Genomic DNA, 16,181 nt, shown 5'->3' on the forward strand with positions numbered 1-16,181 from the left:
TGAGTGGGTGAAGAGGAGGGCGGGGAGGCCGGTACGGGCTCAGGCGTCCGACAGCCGGGCCACAAGGTGCAGCCGGTCCCCGTCGGCGGAACCGGAGGAGGACGAGGCGGCGCCGCCGGACGACGAGGCAGCACCGGAGGGGGACGGTGCGGGGCTGGAGGAGGACGGACAGGAGTCACCAGTTCCCCTGGCCGACTCGCCCCGCCAAGGCGGTTCCGTACGAGGCCCCGGCCCGTCGTGCAGTTCCAGCACTGTGAAGCCGTGTGCGGCGAGCGCGTACCGCAGTTCCTGGGGGAACAGCAGCCGCCAGGCGGAGCGCTGTTCGACCGGCGGTGCGCCGTCCTCGGTGGTCCATACCCGGCGGCGGCGCAGCAGTTGGGCCGCCCGGTCCACGGTGAGCGTGGTGACGGACCGGTAGACGGTGCCTTCCCATGCGAAGCCGCGGATGGCCGGTGCGTCCAGCAGTTCCGTACGGCCGAGGAAGAACGCGCCGTTGCGCAATTCGGCGACCAGCAGCCCGCCCGGCGCCAGGGCGCGGCGGCAGGACTCCAGGAAACCGTCGAGTTCGTCGTTGGTGTGGCAGTACAGCAGCGCGCTGTCCAGGCAGACCACGGCGTCGAACGGCCGCTCCCCGAGGTCCGTGAGGCGGAACCGGCGCAGGTCGGCGTGCTCGTAGCGGGGCCCGGGATGGTGGGTACGGGCGTACGCCAGCATCGCGTCGGACAGGTCGGCGCCGACGACCGTACGGCCTGCGGCGTGCAGGTGGGCGGCGTCCCGGCCGGTGCCGCAGCCGATGTCGAGGACGCGTGGCCCGGCACCGTGCGTGCGCAGGACCTCCTCGGTCCAGCGGCCGGCGAGCCGGTCGTGGTCGGGGAACCGCGCTTCGTACAGCGCGGGGTTGTCGGTCAGCAGGTTGCGGGCGGCAGAGCTTTCCGTCACGCCGTCACCGCCAGGGCGCGTACGGGCAGGGCCCGCAGCCGGTGCAGCCAGCCGACGCCGGCCGCCGACAGGAGGCCGAAGGCGAGGCAGCAGGCCCAGGGCAGCCACGCGGCGCCGCCGTGCGCGCCCGCGTCCATGGCCCAGCCGACGACGGTGTTGCCGACGGCGGCGGCGATGCCGGAGACGACGTAGAAGATCCCGAAGTAGGTACCGGTCAGTTCGGCGCGGCCGAACTCCGGTATCAGCTCCATGACGAACGGCTGGGCGATCATGACGCCGACGTACAGGAGCAGCGCGCCCACGAGCACCGGCGCGAGCGCGAGCGCGGCCCGTCCCAGGCCGTCGCCCGGCCCGGACATCCCGGCGACCGCCATGGGCGGCACGAACGCCACGCCCATCAGCGCGAGCCCGACGGCGACCCAACGCGCCCGCGTGCCGCGCTCCTTGAGGGAGCGGGTGATGCGCATCTGGAGGGTGAGGTTGGCCAGCGTACCGGCCAGGAAGACGATGCCTGCCGCGCCGTCCCAGCCGGTGGCCCGCCGGGCGCCGTCCGGGAGCAGCAGGTAGAGCTGGTTCTCCATGGTGAACATGCCGACCATGGCGAGGGAGAAGGCCAGGAAGGCCCGGTTGGCGAGGACTTCGCGCCAGTCGCCGAGCACGCTGCCCTTGGAGGCGGGCACCTCGCGGGCGGGCAGGACGACGGCCTGGGCGACGGTCAGCAGGGCGAAGATCGCGGCGGCGGTGAGGGCGGAGGCCCGGAAGTCGACGAGCAGCAGGGCGCTGCCGATCAGTGGCCCGACCAGGGCGCCGGTCGTCGCGAAGATGTTGAACAGGGCGAACGCCTCGGCCTTGCGGTCACCGGCCTCCGCCGCCAGGTAGGCGCGCACGGCCGGGTTGAAAAGGGCCCCGGCGAGCCCGCTGAGTATGGAGGCGGCCAGCAGCACGGGCAGCCCGTCGCCCAGCGCGAACAGCGCGAAGCCGACGGTGCGCAGCGCGCAGCCCGCGATGATCACGCCGCGCGCCCCGAGCCGGTCGGCGGCCGAGCCGCCGAGGATGAACAGGCCCTGCTGGCTGAGGTTGCGGACGCCCAGCACGATGCCGACGACGGCGGCCGACATCCCCAGGTCCTCGCCGAGGTGCGTGGCGAGGTACGGGATGAGCAGGTAGAAGCCGATGTTCACGCCGAGCTGGTTGACCAGCAGGAGACGGATGGCGAGCGGGAAGGCCCGCATCTCACTCCACGTCTTCACGGTGGTGCCTTTCCTTCTGTGCCGCGGGCTGTGCTGCGGGCTGCGCTGTGCGTGTGGTGGGTACGGCCTGTTCGGCGCGCGGCGTAAGGGCCGGGGCCCCGGCCGTGGCGGACGGGGCGTGTTCCGCGCGCGGCGGCACCGGCCGTACGCCCAGCCCGGCGCCCGTCCCGGCGCGTACGGTCCCGTCGGTGCCGCCGATGCCGGTCCACGGGTCGTGCGCGAGGAGCAGGTGCCCGTCGAGGTCGATCCAGCGGGCGCGGTCGGCGAGGTGGACGGCGGGGGCGATGCCGAGGGTGCCGGCGGTGAGGCAGCCGAGCATGAGCCGGGTGCCGCTGCCCGCGATCAGCTCCTCGATGCGCAGCGCCGCGTACACGCCGCCGCATTTGGCGAGCTTGACGTTGACGCCCTGCACCCGTCCGGCGAGCCGTTCGGCGTCGGCGAGATCGACGGCGTCCTCGTCGGCGATGACGGGCAGCGGGGAGCGTTCGGCGAGCCGGGCGAGCGCTTCGGGGTCGCCGGGGGCGGTGGGCTGTTCGACGGCCTCGACGCCGAGTTCGGCGAAGCGCGGCAGCAGCCGCCGGGCCTGCTCCGGTGTCCAGGCACCGTTGGGGTCGAGCAGCAGGGACGCGGAGGGGGCGGCGTCGCGTACGGCCCGTACGCGGGCGAGGTCGTCCTCGGGGTCCGGCGTACCCGCCTTGATCTTGATGACGGTGAAACCGCTGTCGGCCAGGCAGCGGGCCTGGGTACGGGCCCGGTCGGCGGACACGATGCCGATGGTGCGGGCGGTGGCGGCGACGGGCCGCTCCGCGGTGCCGAGCAGTTGGTGGACCGGCTGCCCGGCCCGCTTGCCCACCAGGTCGAGCAGCGCCGACTCGACGGCGGCGGTGACGGCGGGCGGGGTGCCGGGCGCGGGCAGCCCGCCTTCCCGCACGGCGGTGAGGGCGCTCTCCGGGTCGGCGAAGCGGCCGAGTTCCCCGCCCGCGCCGGCCAGCAGCTGACGCAGGGTGTCGGTGTCCAGGCCGTAGTACACGCTGGTCACGGCCTCGCCGTGGCCGTGCAGCCCGCGGTGTTCCACGGTGATCCAGACGGCGTTCCGCTCGGTCGTCACCGACCGCGATATCCGCAGCGGCGCGGCGAGCCGGAGGCGTACGACGCGCAGAGTGACGTTCATGCGGCGCCTTCCCGCCCGGCCGGTGCGACGGCCACGGCCTTCGGGTCGACGACGGTGGTGCAGCGCGTCCAGCCGGTGGCCTCGGCCGCCGTGGGGTGCGGTATCTCCACCGGGCGGGTGGCGACGGGCCGACGGTCCAGGCCGTGGGCGGCGGCGAAGTCCTCGTCGTAGACGGTGCCGAGGTAGCGGTGCAGGCCGTCGGGGAAGACGGTGGCGACGACGGCACCGGGGTGCACGCGGGCCGCCCAGGCGGCGACCAGGGCGACGGCGCCGGTGCTCCAGCCGCCGCTGACGAAGCTGCCCCGGGCCAGCCGGCGGCAGGCGTCGGCGGCTTCGGCGGGCCCCACCCAGTGCACCTCGTCGAAGGCCCCGTAGGCGACGTTGCGCGGGTGGATGCTGCTGCCGAGGCCGCGCATCAGGCGGGGCCGGGCGGGCTGCCCGAAGATGGTGGAGCCGGTGGCGTCCACGCCGATCAGGCGCAGCGCGGGCCAGTGGCGGCGCAGCGGGCCGATGATGCCGGCGCTGTGGCCGCCGGTGCCGACGCTGCACACCAGGACGTCGAGGTGGTCGAGGTCGGCGGCGAGTTCGGCGGCGAGGGAGGCGTAACCGGTGGCGTTGTCGGGGTTGTTGTACTGGTCGGGCCAGTACGCGTGCGGGAGCAGGGAGCGCAGTTCCCGTAGCCGGGCGAGCCGGGCGGCCTGCCAGCCGCCTTCGGGGGCGGGCCGGTCGACGATCTCCAGCCGCGCGCCGTACGCCCGGAGCAACTGGCGCATGGACGGCTCCAGTTCGCTGTCGCAGACCAGGATCACGTCGTGGCCGAGCGCCTGCCCGGCGAAGGCCAGGCCGACGCCGAGGGTCCCGGAGGTCGACTCCACGACCGGCGCCCCGGGCCGCAGTTCGCCCCGTTCGCGCGCGCCGAGCAGCATGGACACGGCGGCGCGTGCCTTCATGCCACCCGCGCCGAGCCCTTCCAGCTTGGCCCAGAAGCCGGGGTGCGGGCAGGGCAGGTCGCCGGTGATCCTGGCCAGTGGCGTACGTCCTACGAGGGTGAGGAGTTCCCGGTTGGCGGCGGGTGTGCCCAGGACGGCGGCGGTCATCGGGTGCCTTCCTGTCCCAGCAGGGCGTAGCCGTCGTCACCGGTGTAGCGGTGCACGACGCCGGGCCCGCCGTCGAGCCAGAAGAACGGGTACGGCTCGGCGCACACGGCGCTCACTCCGGCACCCAGCAGGCGGGGCAGCACGGCGCTGCCGGTCTGCGCGAACATCACCAGCGGCTTGGCGTGCTCCGCGCAGTGGGCGCGCAGCGGTTCGAAGGTGCCGTTGCCCAGCGTCATGCCGGAAGCCAGTACGGCGTCGCAGCCGTCGAGTTCGGCGAGCGCGTCGGTACGGATCCGCTCGCCCCACTCGGTACGGCCGCCCTTGAGGTCGCACGGTACGCAGACCAGGCCACGGGCGCGCAGCGCCTCCAGCAGCGAGTTGACGACACCGACGACCAGGACGGTGCGGCCGGGCGCGACGGCCAGCAGTCCGGCGACGGCCCGGGCGCGGGCCCGGGACTTGGCGAGCGAGTCGCCGGCGGGCAGTTCCCACGGCCGCGCGCCGTTCGCGGGGGTGTGCGGCAGGGCGTGCATCAGGTACGTGTCCAGGGCGGCGATCCGTACCGGCGCCAGCGGGTGGTCGAGCAGCGTCGCGATGTCGGCGCCCACACAGTCGTCGATCGCGGCGGCGGGCAGCGCGCCGGGCTCCACGGCGCAGGACCCCACCGCGCTGCCGAGGCGCAGGCTGAGCACTTCGTTGCGGTAGCCGCCGCTGCGCCCTTCGTGACGTACGGCCTGGCTGGTGGTGAAGGCCACCGCGATTTTCTGCGTACGGGGGTCGGGCCCCAGCTCACCGGCGCGTACGCGGTGTACGAGGTCCGCGAGGCCGGCCGCTGCGGGCCGCGCGGCGCGGTCGGCCGTCGCCTGTTCCAGCGGGCTCATCGTTCGTCCACCACCCGCGGACAGAGTCCGGCCAGCAGTTCCTCGACGCGGGCCCGGGCGCCCGCACCTGCGCCGTCTCCGGCCATGACGTGCCCCAGGTATCCGTTGTTGCTGCCCGTGTCCTTGACGGCCTTGCCGGGGTCCGCGAGCTGCACCTCCAGTACGCCGGGCCGGGCGTCGAGCCCGTCGGCGCCGGTGATCTCCTCCAGCACGCCGGTGCGTTGGGGTACGAGGAAGCCGATGGCGGCGCTGCGCAGCCCGGTCTCGCGTGGCGTGAGGTCCGGTTCGCGGCCGAGCGCCACCTCGACGAAGGCGGCGGCCAGGTCGATGCCGGTGACGTGGCGGACCAGTTCGGTGATGCGGTTGCCAGCGGGCCGCGGGTTGACCTCGACGACGCGCGGCCCGTCCGCGGTGAGCTTGATCTCGGTGTGCGCGACGACCTGGCCGAGTCCGAGCGCCTTGAGTGCGGCGCAGGCGGTGTCCGTCGCCGCTGCGGCGTCGGCGGTGCTCAGCGCGGCGGGGAACATGTGCCCCGTCTCGACGAACGCCGGGGCGCCGCCCACGCTCTTGTCGGTCACGCCGACCACGTGGACCGCGCCGCCGTGCGACACGGTCTCGACGCTGACCTCCGGGCCGTCGAGCAGCTCTTCCAGCAGCACCACCGGGGCCCGGAGCTGGCCTCGCGCGTTGACCGGGAACCCGGCGAGCGCACGGTGCGCGCGGGCCAGCTCCGCCTCGTCGTCCACCCGCCGCACGTACATCCCGGCGCACAGGTCCACCGGCTTGAGCACGAGCGGGAAGCCGATCTCCCGCGCCGCCTCGGCGGTCCGCGCCCAGTCGGCGCAGACGGCGAACCGGGGGCCCGGCACCCCGGCCGTCACCAGGGCGCGCCGGGTGGCGTCCTTGCGGCAGGCGGCCTCCACGGCCTCCGGCGCGGGCCCCGGCAGTCCGAGGTGTGCGGCGATGCGCGCCACGGTGGGCAGGTAGTAGTCGCACGAGCTGAGGACGCCGTCGAAGCCGGTCGCCGCGTGCAGGCGTTCGGTGTACGGCAGCAGGGCGTCGGTGTCGTTGGTGTCGGCGGTGATCACGTTGCGGGCCGACAGCAGCGGGTGGGCGGTGCCCTCGGGGGCGGCCCGCAGGTAGTGGTGAAGGTCGCGGGTGAGGAAGGTGAAGTCGTGTCCGGCCTCGCGGAGGGCCCGGGGCAGCAGCCTGCCCATCGACCCGACCCAGCTCTCGACCATCAGCAGATGCGCCACAACTCTCCTTCTGCGCAGGCGGTTTCGCTTCCGGGCACGCCGTGGGGAGGCCCCCGGTGCCGCGGTGCGGTGTTGACCGAACGCGATGCTAACCATAATGATTTTCATTGTCACCTCGTAGGCCGGTCTTCTCTCCGCCCCGGAGGCCCGCCCACGCCCTCCGCCCTCCCAGAACTGCGAGCCCCATGCCTCCCGCCCCGCGGCGCACCGCCCTGCTCTGCGCGCTCCTCACCAGCGCCGTCCCGCTCACCACCGCCACGGCCGCCGAACCCCGCGCCACCCCGGCCGCCGCCACCCCGCCCCTGCGCTCCGGCGCCTGCCCGTCCTCGGTCCCCGCGCCACCCCCACCGGACCGGGTCGAGTGCGGCACGGTGAGCGTGCCGCTGGACCACACCCGCCCGGACGGTGACCACATACGGATAGCCGTCTCCCGCGTGCGGGCCTCGGGGACGCCCGCCGAACGGCGCGGCGTCCTGCTGGTCAACCCCGGCGGCCCGGGCGGTTCCGGCCTCCCGTACGCCGTCACCAAGCGCGCCAAACTCCCGGCAGCCGTACGCCGCGCCTACGACGTCATCGGCTTCGACCCGCGCGGCACCGGGCACAGCGCGCCCGCCGGCTGCGGGCCGATGGGCGGGCTCTTCGACGCCCCGGGAACCGGCTCCGCGCCACTCGACCCCATACCGCACGACCGTCCCGGCGAGCGCGCCTACCTCGACTCCCAGCGACGGCTCGCCGCCGACTGCGCCACGGGGACGGGCGTCGCCCTCCCCCACCTGTCCACCAGCGAGACCGCGCGCGACATGGACGCCGTCCGGGCGGCCCTCGGTGAGCCGCGCATCAGCTTCCTCGGCGTCTCGTACGGCACCTACCTGGGCGCCGCGTACGCCGCACAGTTCCCGCGCCGCGTGGACAAACTGGTGCTGGACAGCGTGGTCGGCCCCGAGGACTGGCACACCTTCGACGTACGGCAGGCCCACGCCCTGCTGCGCCAGCGGAACGTGCTCTTCGGCTGGCTGGCGCGGCACGATTCCCGCTTCGGGCTCGGCACGAGCGGGCGCGAAGTCCGCGCGGCCTACCGGCGCACGCGTGACGGCCTGGCCGCGCGCCCCGTGGCCGGCTTCGGCGCGGCGGCCTTCGACCGTGCCGTCTACCGCGCGCTCGGCCGCACCGAACGCTGGACCGCCCTCGGCGACGGACTCCGCGCCTACCTGGACAAGGGCGTGGTCGACCGGCTCCGCCCCGCCGAGCCCTTCGACAGCCCCGAGTCACGTACGTACGAAGCGGCCAACCGCGTCGTGAAGTGCGCCGACGGGCCGGGGCCCACACCGGGCCGGGTCCTCGCCGACATCCGGGGGCTGCGGCGCGCCGACCCGCAGCCCGTACTGACCGGCCTGGAGGCGGCGGCCTGCGCGTACTGGCACGCCCGCCCGGCGCGGCGCACCCCGCTCGGCAGCCCCGAGGCGCCCCCGGCGCTGCTGGTGGCCTCCGCACACGACCCCGTGACGCCGGTCGCCGGTGCCCGGGCCCTCTCCCGTACCCTCCCGGGCTCCCGGCTGGTCACCCTGCACAACGACTACTCGCACGGCGTCTTCGCCAGCCGCGGCAACCAGTGTGTGGACACCACCGTGGCCGCGTACCTCGTCGGCGGCACCGTCCCGGCCGGGAACGTGCACTGCGACGGCCCGGGCCTGCCCGGGCCGTCGCCACGGCCGTGAGCCGAACGCCCCTCAGCCCACCACCGTGACCTCGGGCGGGAGCGCCTCCAGGAAGCCCTGGCCACTCCTCAGTTGCTCCTCGAAGAACCCGCCCACGCACGCCCGGGTGATCTCGGCACCACGACCGCCGGGCAGCGAGCCGAGCGCGAACGCGTAGTCCTCCGCGTCGGTGAACTCCCGGTAGCCGAGGGGGCCGGCCAGGGCGTCGAGGTCGGTGGCCGACCCGTGGCCGCCACCGGACACCAGCAGATGGTGCCGCGGTCCGCGCAGCACGCTCCGCAGGTGTTCGCGGGCCCGGACCTCCTCCGGGAACTCCGGGTCGTCCGGGGTGAACTGACACAACAGGAAAGGGCGCTCCAGACCGGTGCGGAGGACCTCGCCGTACGGAGTGCCGTCGAGGTTCACCCCGGCCGTGAAGCCCGGGTCGAGCCGCATGGCCTCGGCTGCCGCCGCGCCGCCCAGCGAGTGGCCCGCGACGCCGGACCGCGACGGGTCGAGCAGCGCGTGCCACCAGAATCCGGGCCCGCTCAGCCGGGCGCGGGCGAAGCGGAGGTCGGCGGCGCGTACGTCCAGGTAGCGGCCGCAGAGGTCGCCGGTGTCGCCGTCCGGGAGTCCGTCCGGTTGCCGGTACGGCACGATCCGGCCGTCCGGGAACTCCACGCCCGTCGCGTCCGAGGGGTGGTCCAGGGCGGCCACCAGGAAGCCGTGGCTCGCCAGGTCCTCCCCGAGGGCGGTCAGGTCCGCGCGGTACCGGGCGTGGCCGGGGGAGAGCAGGACCAGCGGGCAGCCGCGCGCGTCCGGCGCGGGCGGCACGTCCGCGGCGCCGTGCACGAGGACCCCGGCCGCCGCGCCGCGCGGCAGCCCGGAACATCCGGGCTCCTCCTCCCACCCTTCGACCACCAGCGGGGACATCGCATCGGAGACGTACCGGCCCGGCGCCTGCCCGGCCCCCGCCCGCGCCGGATACCACAGCTGCGCCATCAGCTCCCGGGCCTCGCCGGGCCGGAACGGGTCCTCCCGGCCGTCGTCGACGAGATGGGCGGTGCGCACGCCCACCGCGTGGCGGCCGGTGGGCCGGGGCAGTTCCAGGCGCGGTACGGTGCGCCGTGCCGTCGCCGTTCCGTCGGTGTCCCGGGTGGTGTCACGGGTCCCCGCCATGCTCCTGCCGCCCTCTCCTCGACTGCACCGGCGGACATCCGAACACGCCCCGCAGCCGGAACGCACCGGATTTTCCCGGCGCACCGGCCTTCATCCGCCCCGTGGCACCGGATTTTCCGGGAGGGCCGGAATGCGCGGCGATCCTTCTTCGGCAGACGGGCGGAGGCGCCCACCATGGGGACGACGCGGGCGGCAGCCCGCCCGGCCGCGCAGGCGCGGCCGGTCCGTACCAGCGCAGGAGCCAGCATGATCTTCATCGTCGTCAAGTTCACCGTCCGGCCCGAGTACCAGGACTCGTGGCTGTCGCTGGTGGACGACTTCACGCAGGCCACCCGGCAGGAGCCCGGCAACCTGTTCTTCGAGTGGTCGACCAGCGTCGACGACCCGCGCCAGTTCGTCCTGGTCGAGGGCTTCGCCGACCGGAAGGCAGGGGACGAGCACGTGAACTCCGAGCACTTCAAGGCGGGCCTGGAGGCGATGGCCGGCGCCATCGCCACCACCCCGCAGATCATCAGCGACGAGATCGGCGCCGAGGGCTGGTCCCCCATGGGCGAGCTCTCGCCGCGCGAGGCCTGACCGGCCGGGCGCGGCCTGCACCTGGGCCGCCGGCACGGCCGGAATCCGGCGGCCGGATCAGAACGGCGTGGCCGGAAGGTACTTCCCGTCCAAGGTGATCACCGCGCGGGAGCCGCCTTCGGGGTCGTCGACCTTCTGGATGTCCAGGCGGAAGTTGACGGCGCTGATGATGCCGTCGCCGAACTTCTCGTGGATCAGGGCCTTGAGGGTGGTGCCGTAGACCTGGAGCATCTCGTGGAAGCGGTAGAGCGTCGGGTCGGTGGGGATGCCGTCCGGGATGCTGCCGCGCAGCGGGACCGTCCGCAGCAGCCGTTCCGCCGCCTCGTCCAGGTCCAGGCGCCCGGCCACGGCCCGGGCCGCGTCGGCGGGCAGGGCGTGCTGGCCGAGGAGTGCGGCGGTGACGAACGCGACGGACAGGCCGGTGGAGTCCGCCAGTTCCTGCCAGGTGAGGTCCTTGCGGATCTTGGCCTCGACGACGGCGAGGGCCAGGTCCTGGCGGGCCTGCGGGTCGAGCTGGGCGTGCGGCATACAGGGGTCCTTTCGGAAGGGGGCGGCCCGGGAGGGGCCGCCCCGGAGGCGGGGCTCAGGAGAGCGGGATGAACGTTCCGCTGCGCGGGTCGAGGACGTCGACGGCTCCGGTGCGGATGTCGTGGGTCCAGCCGTGCAGCGTCACCGTGTCCTGCGCGAGGGCGCGGGCCACGGACGGGTGGGTGGCGAGGTGGGCGAGCTGGACGGTGACGTTGTCGTGGACGAGCGCCGTGACGGCGGCCTCGGTCCCGCTCGCGGGGGTACGGGGGCCGGCGGGCCCGGCCGTGTACAGCCAGCCGTCGAGGGCGGGCAGCTCGGTCAGGTCCTCGCCGGTGGCCAGGGCCGTCATCGCACCGCACCCGGAGTGGCCGCACACGATCACGTCGTGGACGCCGAGCACGGCGAGCGCGTACTCGATGCTGGACGACACCGCGTCGGGCTCCGGTCCGTACACCGGGACGAGGTTCCCGGCCGTACGGATCACGAACAGTTCGCCGGGCTCGGACTGAGTGAGCAGTTCCGGTACGACCCGGGCGTCGGAGCAGCCGATGAACAGCGTGCCCGGCCGGTGGCTGGTGGCCAGCCGCTCGAAGAGGGCCGCCCTGGCGGGGTGGACGTCGCGCCGGAAGCGGCGGACGCCGTCGGTGAGGTGGGGGTGCACAGCCACTCCTTGCTGAGGGACACCGGCCGTGAGGCCATGCCTCCACCATGCGTGACCTGCCGCTATAGCGTCCAAGACGTACAACCCATGGCAGCTATCAGTGCTGCCTATAACCGCTTACAGTGGCCGGTATGGCCCTGGAACTGCGTCACCTCCGCTATTTCCTCGCGGTGGCCGAGCACGCCCACTTCACCCGTGCGGCCGAAGCTCTGCACGTCTCGCAGCCCACGCTCTCCCAGCAGGTCAGACAGCTGGAGCGGACCCTGAAGGTGCAGCTGCTGGACCGTACGGGCCGGACCGTACGGCTGACCGACGCCGGAGAGGCGTACGCGCACTACGCCCGCAGCGCCCTCCGGGACCTGGAGGCGGCCGAGCGTGCCGTGCTCGACGTAAGGGACCTCTCGCGCGGGACACTGCGCCTGGCCACGACGCCGACCTTCACCGCGTACCTCGTCGGCCCGCTGGCCGGGGAATTCCACTGCCGGCACCCCGGCATCTCGCTGACCCTGCGCGAGATGCCGCAGGAGCTGATGGAGGCGGCGCTGTCGGCGGACGAACTGGATCTCGGCATCGCGTTCAGCGGCCCGTACCTGCCGGGCATCACCGGCACCGAACTGTTCACCGAGACCCTCGGCCTGGTCGTCGGCCCCACCCACCCGTACGCCGGCCGGACGGCACCGCTGCCGATCCGCTCGCTGCGCGACCACCAGCTGGCACTCCTCAGCGCGGACTTCGCCACCCGCCTGCACATCGACGCACACTTCGGCGAGCACGGGGTCCGGCCGCACATCGCGGTGGAGGCCAACTCCATCACCACCCTCACCGAGCTGATCCGGCGCACTCCCCTGGCCACCGTCCTGCCCGACGCCATCACCCGCGACCAGCCCGACCTCCACCCCGTCGCCCTCGCCCCCGCCCTCCCCGCCCGCACGGTGACCCTGCTGCGCCGCGAGACGGCCTACCGCAGCGCCGCGTCGGACGCCTTCGCGCAGCTGGCCCGGGAGTGGGGCCGGGAGCAGGACCGCCGGCCGCGTCCGAGGGCCTCGGAGGCGGGGCCCTCGGACGCGTCCATGCCGTAACGGGATGTCAGCCGGCCCAGCGGGTCCGGGAGGCGGCGGCGCAGAAGCCGGGGCCGAAGCCGAGCATCATGCCGCGGGCGCCGGGGGCCGGCGGGTCGTCGTGCAGGCGGTCGAGGATGCGCAGGACGGTGGGGCCGCCGGTGTTGCCGCCGTTGGCCAGGGTTTCGTGCGAGTGGCGGGCCGCCTCGCGGGAGACGCCGCCTTCCTTCTCGACGAGTTCCAGGATCTTCCGGGAGCCGGGGTGCAGTACGGCGAACTCGGCCTCCTCACCGGGCCAGGGCAGATGGGGCAGGACCGCGGAGACCGCGTCGAGGGCTTCCTTGGTGCTGTCGAAGTGCAGGCCGTCGGGTTCGTGCCGGGTCGCGTAGGCGGTCAGCGAGCCGGGCACCAGGTGCTGCCAGGTCTCCTCGATGACCATGCCGGGGGCGGCGAGCCTGTCCTGGCTGACGACGGCGGCGGCCCCGGCGTCGCCGAAGAGCAGCTTGTAGGCCGTGTGCTCGATGGTGCTGTTGTCGCTGCGCTGGTACGAGGTGCTGAGCTTCTCCGCGCCGACGACGAGGAACCGGTCGCCCGGCCGGATGAAGTGGGCGGCGAGCCCCAGAGCGTGGGCCCCGCCGGCACAGGCCAGCTGCGTCATCGGAATGCGGACGATGTTCGGGTCGAGCCCCAGGGCGGAGATGACCGCGGCGTCCGGGCCGGGGGTGCGGTCGCCGGTGGCATTGAACGTGATGATGCCCGTGACGTCGGCGGGGGCGATGCCCGCGGCCCTCAGGGCGCGGCGGGCGGCGGTGACGGCGAGGTCCCTGACGGCGGCCACGGCGATGTCGTTGCGCTGCCGCATCGACAGGGTGCGGGCGACGTCGGCCAGCGGCTCGGTGAAGCGCCGGTAGGTGACGCCGGTCCGGTCGGCGATGCGTGCGGCCGTCGCCTTTGCCGTCCGGTACTTCTTCTCCCGGGCCTGCGGGCCGTCGGCTTCGTCCCACTTGGCCCAGGTGGCGATGTCCTCCACGATCGGTTCGTTGCGGATGACGTGGGGGGCCTCGGCTATGCCGGGACGGTTGACGTATGCCACTGGGTGTCTCCTGGAAATGCGCGTAGGGGGTGGCACCGGCCCGCGCATGACCGCGGACCAGACGCATGATCATCAGTTGACAGCGGCACCGTGCCGGGTCCGCGGCGTATAAGGCGCTCAGCACGGAGAGACCCGCCTCGGGACGTCGTGGCCGTCGAGACGGTGTTCCGGCACGTCGTGCCGCTCCGCCACGCCGACTGCGGCGGTCGGCACGAAGAAGGCGTTGCGGACGGTCATACGCTCATTCTCCCGGCATTTCCCGAGGCTTGCCGCGTGTGTATCGCCACAGCCGGATCCGGATAGAAATTGATGGTCATCTCCCGGAAGAGCGGGGAGCCTTCGGGGCGGGCGGAAAGCATCACGGCCCAGCCGAAACCGCGCGTACCGTGGTTCATCGGGCGCCGGTCACCATCCGGATGAATGTAGGCGTTGTCGCCCTGGTGGTAGATGGCGGAGAGCTGTTCGTCCCGCATCAGCCGGTCACGGATGCGCAGCAGATGCCGGTCCTTGGGAGAGGCCGAGACCGACGCGCGGAACTGCGGTACGAGTTTGGGCGCCCAGAATTCAAAGTATCCGGCCAGGACTTCGCGGGCCTCCTCGCTGAAGAGGAACCATTCGGCCATGTTCGCCGGGACCTGACCGGAGGGCAGCATCTGCCGGAACGCCTCGTTGTAGTACCGCAGATTCCACCGGTGGTCGTTCAGGTAGGAGATGGCTTGCTGCCCCTCGACCTTTACCTTGTAATCCAGCGGTACGTCGAGACCGGCTTCGGGGTCCAGCGGCGCGGGCGTCGTTCCGTACAGGTCCATGTGGGCCTGGCGGTATTCGCTCTCCTTGAACCGCAGCGCCACGGCCAGTTCGAGCAGGTACGCCGGAGAAGGCACCCGCCGGCCCTGCTCGTAACGGGCGTACGTGTTGAAGCCGCGGTTCATCAGGGTGTCCACCTCCGGCTGGGTCAGGCCGGGTACGGTGGGGCCGCGCTGCGCGACGCGCTTCGGAAGGCCGACGTCCTCGGGCTTCAGGACGCTCCTCTTGGCGCGGCAGAGCAGCCTGAACGCCTCCAGTTGCGCCTTGGTCGGCCGGTAGGTGGAGAGCATGTGCGGTCAAGTCTTCCTGTGGAGCGGCACGCGACCGGTCGGAAACTCCCAGCCAGGCGTGGCCCTTGATTACTCAACGACCGGATCTCAGGATGAGAGACGGGCAGGAAACAGGCCGTCCGGTCTGTGCGCGGAAGGAGGACCTCGTGGAGTCGGCACACCACGGCGCCAGGCGCGCGCGGGGTCCGGCTGCCGCGGATCATCCGTCCTCGGGGCGGCCCACGGCAGGTGATCCCGCTCGGGACGGGGCCCGCCGCGGCCGATCAGCGTACTGGCCCACGACGGCACCGCCGCGGAGCCGAGGACAGGACCGGCGGGCGCGGGCGCCACGGTGACCGGCCCCGCTCGCGAGAAAGTACGGCACGACAGTACGCGGCGACGGCTTCACGGCCACCGGGTGTTCAGGGGACCGCATGGAGAATTCAGCAACAAAACACGGCAAAATCAGCCCTCTCCGGGGGCTGGTATGACCGGCGTACCGACGGCCGCCACCAAGATCATTTTTGGTGGCTCGTCGGCGTTTCCGGCCCGGCAACTGCCGCTCAAGTCGCCCCGACTCGGCCAAGTTCCCGCCCGCCGTATCGCGTCCGACGCCTTTCCTTTCCAGGCGCCCGCCGAGGGCCCTGAGCGCCGTTCCGGGCGCGTACCGACGTCTTCCGGGGACTCCGAGAACTCCTGCGTCCCCAGCTCCGGCGAGCACGGCGATCCGCCGCACGCCGGCCCTGACGACCGCGGCAGCCACCCTCTGCCTTTCGGAGTCCGGACGCGGGCCGCCGTAACCAGCATTCGCTGACCTACACCGGCTCGGCAAAGAACACCAGGCTGCTCCTTCAAAGGAGCCTGAGAAGCAGAAGGCACTGATGCAGGAACGCGCACTGAAGACGCGAGCGCGGTTGTTGACGACCGCCAGTGAGGTTTTCAACGAACGGGGATACAACCGGGCTTCCGTCACCGAGATCGCGGCCCGCGCGAATTCGACGCCCGGCGCGTTGTATCACCATTTCTCTTCCAAGGCTGGGCTGGCCGAGGGCATCCTCGCGGTCGACCTGACCGAGGGCGTCGAGCACGACCCCGGTGCGCCCGCCCTGCAGGAGTGGATCGACCTGGGCCTGCTGCTCACGCACCGCGTGCAGGCGGACCCGCAGGTGAAGGCGGCGCTCCAGCTCGCCGCGCTGGACAAGCCCACGCGGACCTGGGCGTCACCCTGGGACCTGTGGAAGGCCACGGTCTCCTGTCCGCTGATCCGGGCCCAGCAGGGCGGCGAGCTGCTGCCCCGGGTGGAATTGATGGCGGTCGTCTCCCTGTTCATGACGAACTGGGTCGGTGGCGAGAGCCTCACGTCGGCCGACGACCGTGCCGTGAGGACGCAGATGAACAACTTCTTCACCTACACCCTGCCCGGCGTGGCGACGCCGGCCGTCCTGGAACGGCTGGACTACTCCCCCGAGCGCGGCCTGCTCCTCCGCGAACGGATCGGCCTCGGCTCGGCACCGGACACGGTGCTCCTCTCCGCTTGAAGGCCCGCATACGCGCAAGGCCCTGCCGGGTGCGCCCGGCAGGGCCTTGTCCGTGTACGGCGCCGGGCCGGCGCTGCCTGATGCCCGGTGAACGCAAAAAAGCTCCGGTCCCTGAACCATCAAGGTTCAGAGACCGGAGCTGAAAAATCGTTCGGCGGCGTCCTACTCTCCCACAGGGTCCCCC

The 16,181-nt window shown here is 73.1% G+C and carries 15 protein-coding genes; 4 read left to right on the forward strand and 11 right to left on the reverse strand.

The features are described from left to right. Window positions 1-39: 39 nt before the first annotated feature. Genes ACZ4Z1_RS40805 through ACZ4Z1_RS40830 form a run of 6 tightly spaced genes read right to left on the reverse strand, consistent with a single transcriptional unit; the run spans window position 40 to window position 6,594 of the window. A complete protein-coding gene (locus tag ACZ4Z1_RS40805; protein WP_468491771.1) occupies window positions 40-939 on the reverse strand; it encodes a class I SAM-dependent DNA methyltransferase in 900 nt (299 codons plus the stop codon). Continuing rightward, window positions 936-2,189 (reverse strand): MFS transporter, encoded by a 1,254-nt coding sequence (locus ACZ4Z1_RS40810; protein ID WP_468491772.1) that lies wholly within the window; start codon window positions 2,187-2,189, stop codon window positions 936-938. The genes ACZ4Z1_RS40805 and ACZ4Z1_RS40810 overlap by 4 nt, the downstream gene beginning before the upstream one ends. After that, window positions 2,173-3,360, reverse strand: a complete 1,188-nt coding sequence (locus ACZ4Z1_RS40815) for a dipeptide epimerase (RefSeq protein WP_468491773.1) — start codon at window positions 3,358-3,360, stop codon at window positions 2,173-2,175. Before ACZ4Z1_RS40815 ends, ACZ4Z1_RS40810 begins: the two co-directional genes overlap by 17 nt. Then, entirely contained in the window at window positions 3,357-4,457 is a 1,101-nt protein-coding gene (locus tag ACZ4Z1_RS40820; protein WP_468491774.1) for a PLP-dependent cysteine synthase family protein, read from the reverse strand. The genes ACZ4Z1_RS40815 and ACZ4Z1_RS40820 overlap by 4 nt, the downstream gene beginning before the upstream one ends. After that, a complete protein-coding gene (locus ACZ4Z1_RS40825; protein WP_468491775.1) occupies window positions 4,454-5,338 on the reverse strand; it encodes a Rossmann-like domain-containing protein in 885 nt (294 codons plus the stop codon). The genes ACZ4Z1_RS40820 and ACZ4Z1_RS40825 overlap by 4 nt, the downstream gene beginning before the upstream one ends. After that, on the reverse strand, window positions 5,335-6,594 hold the full coding sequence (locus ACZ4Z1_RS40830; RefSeq protein ID WP_468491776.1) for an ATP-grasp domain-containing protein: 1,260 nt from the start codon (window positions 6,592-6,594) through the stop codon (window positions 5,335-5,337). Before ACZ4Z1_RS40830 ends, ACZ4Z1_RS40825 begins: the two co-directional genes overlap by 4 nt. Before the next feature lie 185 nt (window positions 6,595-6,779). On the opposite strand from ACZ4Z1_RS40830, the gene ACZ4Z1_RS40835 reads away from it, so the two are divergent. After that, window positions 6,780-8,309 carry an alpha/beta hydrolase gene (locus ACZ4Z1_RS40835; RefSeq protein WP_468491777.1) on the forward strand — a complete coding sequence of 510 codons (1,530 nt, stop codon included), beginning with the start codon at window positions 6,780-6,782 and terminating at the stop codon, window positions 8,307-8,309. A 12-nt stretch (window positions 8,310-8,321) separates the two neighbouring features. Here the strand turns inward: ACZ4Z1_RS40835 and ACZ4Z1_RS40840 are convergent, their stop codons facing one another. Next, window positions 8,322-9,467, reverse strand: a complete 1,146-nt coding sequence (locus ACZ4Z1_RS40840; RefSeq protein ID WP_468491778.1) for an alpha/beta hydrolase family protein — start codon at window positions 9,465-9,467, stop codon at window positions 8,322-8,324. 246 nt (window positions 9,468-9,713) lie between these two features. Here ACZ4Z1_RS40840 and ACZ4Z1_RS40845 point away from each other — a divergent pair, with 246 nt between their 5' ends. Beyond that, window positions 9,714-10,043, forward strand: a complete 330-nt coding sequence (locus ACZ4Z1_RS40845; protein WP_468491779.1) for a putative quinol monooxygenase — start codon at window positions 9,714-9,716, stop codon at window positions 10,041-10,043. 57 nt (window positions 10,044-10,100) lie between these two features. Here ACZ4Z1_RS40845 and cynS read toward each other — a convergent pair whose 3' ends face one another. Then, a complete protein-coding gene (gene cynS / locus ACZ4Z1_RS40850; RefSeq protein ID WP_468491780.1) occupies window positions 10,101-10,571 on the reverse strand; it encodes a cyanase in 471 nt (156 codons plus the stop codon). Window positions 10,572-10,626: 55 nt separating this feature from the next. Continuing rightward, window positions 10,627-11,232 (reverse strand): carbonic anhydrase, encoded by a 606-nt coding sequence (locus tag ACZ4Z1_RS40855; protein ID WP_468491781.1) that lies wholly within the window; start codon window positions 11,230-11,232, stop codon window positions 10,627-10,629. A 131-nt stretch (window positions 11,233-11,363) separates the two neighbouring features. Here ACZ4Z1_RS40855 and cynR point away from each other — a divergent pair, with 131 nt between their 5' ends. Beyond that, window positions 11,364-12,311, forward strand: a complete 948-nt coding sequence (cynR, locus tag ACZ4Z1_RS40860; RefSeq protein WP_468491782.1) for a transcriptional regulator CynR — start codon at window positions 11,364-11,366, stop codon at window positions 12,309-12,311. 7 nt (window positions 12,312-12,318) lie between these two features. Here cynR and ACZ4Z1_RS40865 read toward each other — a convergent pair whose 3' ends face one another. Beyond that, on the reverse strand, window positions 12,319-13,383 hold the full coding sequence (locus ACZ4Z1_RS40865; RefSeq protein WP_468491783.1) for a PhlD: 1,065 nt from the start codon (window positions 13,381-13,383) through the stop codon (window positions 12,319-12,321). Between the two features lie 233 nt (window positions 13,384-13,616). Beyond that, window positions 13,617-14,480: a helix-turn-helix domain-containing protein gene (locus ACZ4Z1_RS40870; protein ID WP_468491784.1), complete on the reverse strand. Its 864-nt coding sequence runs from the start codon at window positions 14,478-14,480 to the stop codon at window positions 13,617-13,619. Window positions 14,481-15,340: 860 nt separating this feature from the next. Between ACZ4Z1_RS40870 and ACZ4Z1_RS40875 the strand changes: the two genes are divergently transcribed. Continuing rightward, the gene (locus ACZ4Z1_RS40875) at window positions 15,341-15,997 is read left to right on the forward strand and encodes a TetR family transcriptional regulator (protein ID WP_468491785.1); all 657 of its coding nucleotides are present in this window, start codon (window positions 15,341-15,343) and stop codon (window positions 15,995-15,997) included. Window positions 15,998-16,181 lie beyond the last annotated feature (184 nt).

Source organism: Streptomyces sp. NPDC030165 (genome assembly GCF_055573595.1).

Bases quoted from the DNA above. Each gene is read 5' to 3' on its own strand.
- ACZ4Z1_RS40815 (WP_468491773.1), bottom strand. From the start codon at position 3,360: ATGAACGTCACTCTGCGCGTCGTACGCCTCCGGCTCGCCGCGCCGCTG.
- ACZ4Z1_RS40820 (WP_468491774.1), bottom strand. From the start codon at position 4,457: ATGACCGCCGCCGTCCTGGGCACACCCGCCGCCAACCGGGAACTCCTC.
- ACZ4Z1_RS40825 (WP_468491775.1), bottom strand. From the start codon at position 5,338: ATGAGCCCGCTGGAACAGGCGACGGCCGACCGCGCCGCGCGGCCCGCA.
- ACZ4Z1_RS40835 (WP_468491777.1), top strand. From the start codon at position 6,780: ATGCCTCCCGCCCCGCGGCGCACCGCCCTGCTCTGCGCGCTCCTCACC.
- ACZ4Z1_RS40840 (WP_468491778.1), bottom strand. From the start codon at position 9,467: ATGGCGGGGACCCGTGACACCACCCGGGACACCGACGGAACGGCGACG.
- ACZ4Z1_RS40845 (WP_468491779.1), top strand. From the start codon at position 9,714: ATGATCTTCATCGTCGTCAAGTTCACCGTCCGGCCCGAGTACCAGGAC.
- cynS (WP_468491780.1), bottom strand. From the start codon at position 10,571: ATGCCGCACGCCCAGCTCGACCCGCAGGCCCGCCAGGACCTGGCCCTC.
- cynR (WP_468491782.1), top strand. From the start codon at position 11,364: ATGGCCCTGGAACTGCGTCACCTCCGCTATTTCCTCGCGGTGGCCGAG.
- ACZ4Z1_RS40870 (WP_468491784.1), bottom strand. From the start codon at position 14,480: ATGCTCTCCACCTACCGGCCGACCAAGGCGCAACTGGAGGCGTTCAGG.
- ACZ4Z1_RS40875 (WP_468491785.1), top strand. From the start codon at position 15,341: ATGCAGGAACGCGCACTGAAGACGCGAGCGCGGTTGTTGACGACCGCC.